4 protein-coding genes are annotated in these 4,409 nt (G+C 63.9%); 1 reads left to right on the forward strand and 3 read right to left on the reverse strand.

The annotated features are described in order from the left end of the window. Both EN879_RS25560 and EN879_RS25565 read right to left on the reverse strand, forming a co-directional pair. Window positions 1-1,499: FAD-dependent oxidoreductase (locus EN879_RS25560; protein WP_127274322.1), on the reverse strand; the 1,499-nt coding region annotated here is incomplete at its 3' end. Window positions 1,500-1,519: 20 nt separating this feature from the next. After that, the gene (locus EN879_RS25565) at window positions 1,520-2,062 is read right to left on the reverse strand and encodes an XRE family transcriptional regulator (protein WP_032807957.1); all 543 of its coding nucleotides are present in this window, start codon (window positions 2,060-2,062) and stop codon (window positions 1,520-1,522) included. A 225-nt stretch (window positions 2,063-2,287) separates the two neighbouring features. Between EN879_RS25565 and EN879_RS25570 the strand changes: the two genes are divergently transcribed. After that, window positions 2,288-2,992, forward strand: coding sequence for a nitroreductase (locus EN879_RS25570; RefSeq protein ID WP_063170259.1), 705 nt, complete (start codon window positions 2,288-2,290; stop codon window positions 2,990-2,992). Window positions 2,993-3,003: 11 nt separating this feature from the next. Here the strand turns inward: EN879_RS25570 and EN879_RS25575 are convergent. After that, window positions 3,004-4,409 (reverse strand): MFS transporter (locus EN879_RS25575; RefSeq protein ID WP_245493864.1); only part of this gene is annotated, 1,406 nt, incomplete at its 5' end.

Consider the following 4,409-nt stretch of genomic DNA (forward strand, 5'->3'; position numbering starts at 1 on the left):
AACCCAGGCAGGTCCAAAATGCCGGCAGCGTCACGCACGGCCAGGCATTCTTCGCGCACACGATGCTGCCATGGCCCGTCGCGGCGAAAGGTCAGCGTGGCTTCCTCGGAGATGTCATCGCCGTCCTGCGCGTACCAGGTGGCACGCTCCCAGCCATTATAGGCGTCGAAGCGGCCTCCGAGCGCCTTGATGCGATCGTGGATCGGCGACAGCTTGCGGTCGCGGCCCTCCGGCCAGGCATGGCGCGGGAACTGGATGGCGTATTCGTTGCCGTAGATCTCCATGCCCTTGGCGACGCAATAGTCCGGCGCCGCGGCATAGGAAGTGAAGCGGCGCGGGTCGCACGACCACATGTCCCATTCGGTCCGGCCCTCGGTCACCCATTCGGCCAGCACCTTGCCGGCGCCGCCACCCTGGGCAATGCCGAAGGTGAAGACGCAGGCCTCGAAGGCATTGGGAACGCCGGGCATCGGGCCGATCAGCGGATTGCCGTCCGGCGTATAGGGGATCGGCCCGTTGATCACCTTGGACAGGCCGGCCGTGCCAAGGATCGGCACGCGGGCGACGGCGTCGGCCAGATAATGTTCCAGCCGGTCGAGATCATCGGGGAACAGCTGGAAGGAAAAGTCCTCCGGCATCGGGTCATTGTGGCTGGCCCAATGCGCGCGGCAATTGCGCTCATAGGGGCCGAGATTCATGCCGTTCTTCTCCTGGCGCAGATAGTAGGAGGTGTCGACGTCGCGCAGCAGCGGCAGCTTCTTGCCTTGTTCCTTCGACCATGCCGCGAGTTCGGGGATCTCCTCGAACAGAATGTACTGATGGCTCATCACCATCATCGGCACGTCGCGGCCGAACATCCGGCCGACTTCGGCGGCGCGGTAGCCGGCGGCATTGACGACGATCTCGCAGCGGATCTCACCCTGTGCCGTCTCGACCACCCAGTCGTCGTTCTCGCGGCGCACGCCTGTGACCGGGCAGAAGCGGATGATCTTCGCGCCCATGTCGCGCGCACCCTTGGCCAGCGCCTGGGTGAGTTGCGCCGGATCGATGTCGCCGTCGCTCGGGTCGTAGAGCGCGCCTTTCAGCTCATGCGTCTCGATGAAGGGATAGCGACGCTGGATCTCGTCGACACCGACAATGTCTATGTCCATACCCTGGTAGAGGCCCATGCCCTTGGCGCGCTGGAATTCCTGCATGCGCTCGAGCGAGTGGGCAAGGCGAAGCGAGCCGGTGACGTGATAGTTCATGGGGTAGTCGACCGCGTCGGCCAGCCCGCGATAAAGCTCGGTCGAATAGCGCTGCATGTTCATCAGCGACCAGGACGAGGAGAAGGTCGGCACGTTGCCGGCGGCATGCCAGGTCGAGCCGGAGGTCAGCTCGTTCTTCTCGAGCAGCACGCAGTCGGTCCAGCCCGCCTTGGCGAGATGATAGAGCGCGGAGGTGCCGACGGCGCCGCCTCCGATGATCACCACGCGCGCCGTGCTCGGCAAACCCGCCATGTTCTTCTCCAAACTTGAACTCAATAGACGGGTGGTGAAACCACCCAGATGACAATTGCCGGCTCGGCACCCGGATTGCGCCAGCGGTAGGGCTTGCCTTCGAAGCGAAAGGAGTCGCCCTCGCCAAGCCGATGCCAGACACCTCCGATCTCGATGTCGAACAGTCCGGACGCGACGTATCCGGCTTCCTCGGTCGGCCGCTGCGCCTCGGCCTTCAGTTCCGCGCCCGGCGCGAAGACCGAACGCACCATCTCGAAGCTACCGCCGAGATCGGGCGACAGAAGCTCCTCCACCAGGCCGGATTCGCTTGTGCCAAGCGTGCGGCGCCTGCCGGCGCGCACGACCACGCCGCGCTCGCTTTCGACAGGTACGTCATGGCTGAAGAACAGGCTGATCGGCACGCCGAACAGTTCGGCGAAGGCTCTGAGGTCACCGAGCGACGGCGTCGACAGGCCACGCTCGACCTGGCTGACCCAGCCGACCGAACGGCCTAGCTTCAGGCCGATCTCGGCGAGCGTCAGCCCGCGCGCCTTGCGCAGGGCCCTGATGTCGCCGGCCAGCACGCGTTCGTCAGGTCCCTGCAATGTTCTTGCGGTAGTCGAAGGCAAAACGCTCTCTTTATGAAAAATCACCGACAAATTTCATGAGAAATCAAGCTCATGAAAAAATCAAGCAGATTTTCACGGATGCACAAGATTTGCTTGCGCGATTTTGACGGTTCATGCAAAGGCTCCGCCGAGAGCGGCGAGTGGGGACGTCCGATCGAGACAAAGGGTAAGGGACGGCCCATGCTGGAAAATAACCCCCGAATCGAGGGCGACGCCGAGATTGTCGACGAGGCGATCCTGTCGCGCCGTTCGGTGCGCGCATTCCTGCCCGACATGGTCGAAGACGACACCATCCGCGCCATTCTGGCGGTTGCGGCGCGCGCCCCATCCGGCACCAACATGCAGCCATGGAAGGTCTATGTCACCAAGGGCGAGAGCAAGCAGCGCATATCGGACGCCATTCTCAATTCCGGCATTCGCGCCGAAAAAGCCGATTGGGACGAGTACCGGTATTATCCCACGCAGTTCTTCGAGCCGTATCTGACGCGACGCCGCGCCAACGGTTTCGGCCTCTATGGCGCGCTCGGCATCGGTCGCCGCGAGGTCGACAAGATGCGCGCCCAGCACGACCGCAACTTCGTCTTCTTCGACGCGCCGGTCGGCATGATCTTCACCATCGATCGCCGCCTCAACCAGGGTTCATGGATCGATTACGGCATGTTCCTGCAGAACATCATGGTCGCAGCTAGAGGCAGGGGTCTGCACACCTGTCCGCAGGCGGCGTTCGCGCCCTATCACCGGCAGATCAGGCCGGTGCTCGACATTCCGGACGAGGAGATCGTCGTCTGCGGCATGGCGCTTGGTTATGAAGATACGTCAAAACCTGAAAACGCCTTCCGCACCGACCGCGTGCCGCTGCAAGAGTGGGTGACGTTCAGCGAATAAGCCAGCCGGCCTCATTCCGTGTTCATCTGTGCGCCGTGGCCGCTGACATGGGCGCCGTCCTGGGGTGTCAGCTTGAGATAGGCGAGCAGCGCGCAGAGCGTGATGATGCCCTCGATCACGAACAGGATGCGGAAATCGTCGGCGACGGCGGGGCCGCCGCCCGCCAGAAACGACAATGCCGCGGCGGCCAGGCCGACGCTGATCGCCACCGCCAGCTGCCATAATATGTAATAGAGCGCGCTGAAACGGGCGAGCTGCTCGGGCGCGATGTCGGAATAGGCGAGGTTGCCGGTCGAGGCCCATTGCGCGGAGCGGAAGACGCCGAAGACGAAGATGTAAGTGAGCACGATCCACACCGGCGTCGTCGCCTGCATCAGCGCGAAGCCGGCAACCAGGGCGGCGACGATGGGCGTGTTGTAGACCAGCACGCGGCGAAAGCCGAAACGGTTGAGGACACGCGGCATGAAGAACCGCATGGCCACCGAGCCGACCGCGGCTACGAAGGTCAGCGATCCCGCCTGCACCGCGCTCATGCCGAAGCCGAGCTGGAACATCAGCGGCAGCAGGAAGACGACCGAGCTAAGGCCGATCGTGTCCAGCCCGCCGCCGGTGAGGAACGAAATGCGGAAGGTACGGATGCGCAACAGCTTGAGATCGAGCAGCGGATTGCGCACGCGCAGGCAGTAGAACGAGGCGATGGTCAGGATGACGAGCGCCAGCGCCAGTTCGCCGGCGATGATGCCGCCCGCGGCGTCCTTGGCGGCAAGCGAATCCATGCCGAAGACCAGCAGGACCATGCCGCTGCCGACCAGCAGGAAGCCCGGAAAATCGAACGGCGTGCGCACGGGCTTGGTCATCGTCGGAAACAGCGAGGCGGCAAGAATTGCCGCCGCCAGCGCGAACGGCACGTTGATGAAGAAGATCCAGCGCCAGGAAATGTAGGTGGTCAGCGCACCGCCGACGAGCGGACCGACCAACGGTCCGGACTGGCCGGCCAGCGAGATGTACATGTTGATCTTGAGCGTTCGGCTGCGCGGAAAAGTCGACAGGATGACGACCTGGCCTAGTGTGCCCATCAAGGCGCCGCCGAAGCCTTGCAACGCACGCGCACCAACCAGCGTCCAGATGTTGTCGGACAGCCCGCAAAGCGCCGACGAGGCGGCGAACACCAGCAAGGCAAAGCAGTAGACGTTGCGCAGGCCGAAGCGGTCGGCGGCCCAGCCGCCAAGCGGCATCGAGATGATCAGGCTGGCGACATAGACGGTGATCAGCAGGCCGAGCTGGCTGGGCGGACGGCCGAGGCTTTCGCTGATGCCCGGCAGCGCGGTCACCACGACATTCTGGTCGAGGCTGGTCATGAACACGCCGCAGGCGACCGTCAGCGGCAGCAGGAGCAAGGCTCTGGCCGGCACATCGG

The organism is Mesorhizobium sp. M7A.F.Ca.AU.002.02.1.1 (assembly GCF_003998535.1).
Classification (GTDB): Bacteria; Pseudomonadota; Alphaproteobacteria; order Rhizobiales; family Rhizobiaceae; genus Mesorhizobium; species Mesorhizobium ciceri.

Excerpts from the sequence above, each read along its gene's own strand:
- EN879_RS25570 (WP_063170259.1), top strand. The coding sequence starts at position 2,288 with ATGCTGGAAAATAACCCCCGAATCGAGGGCGACGCCGAGATTGTCGAC.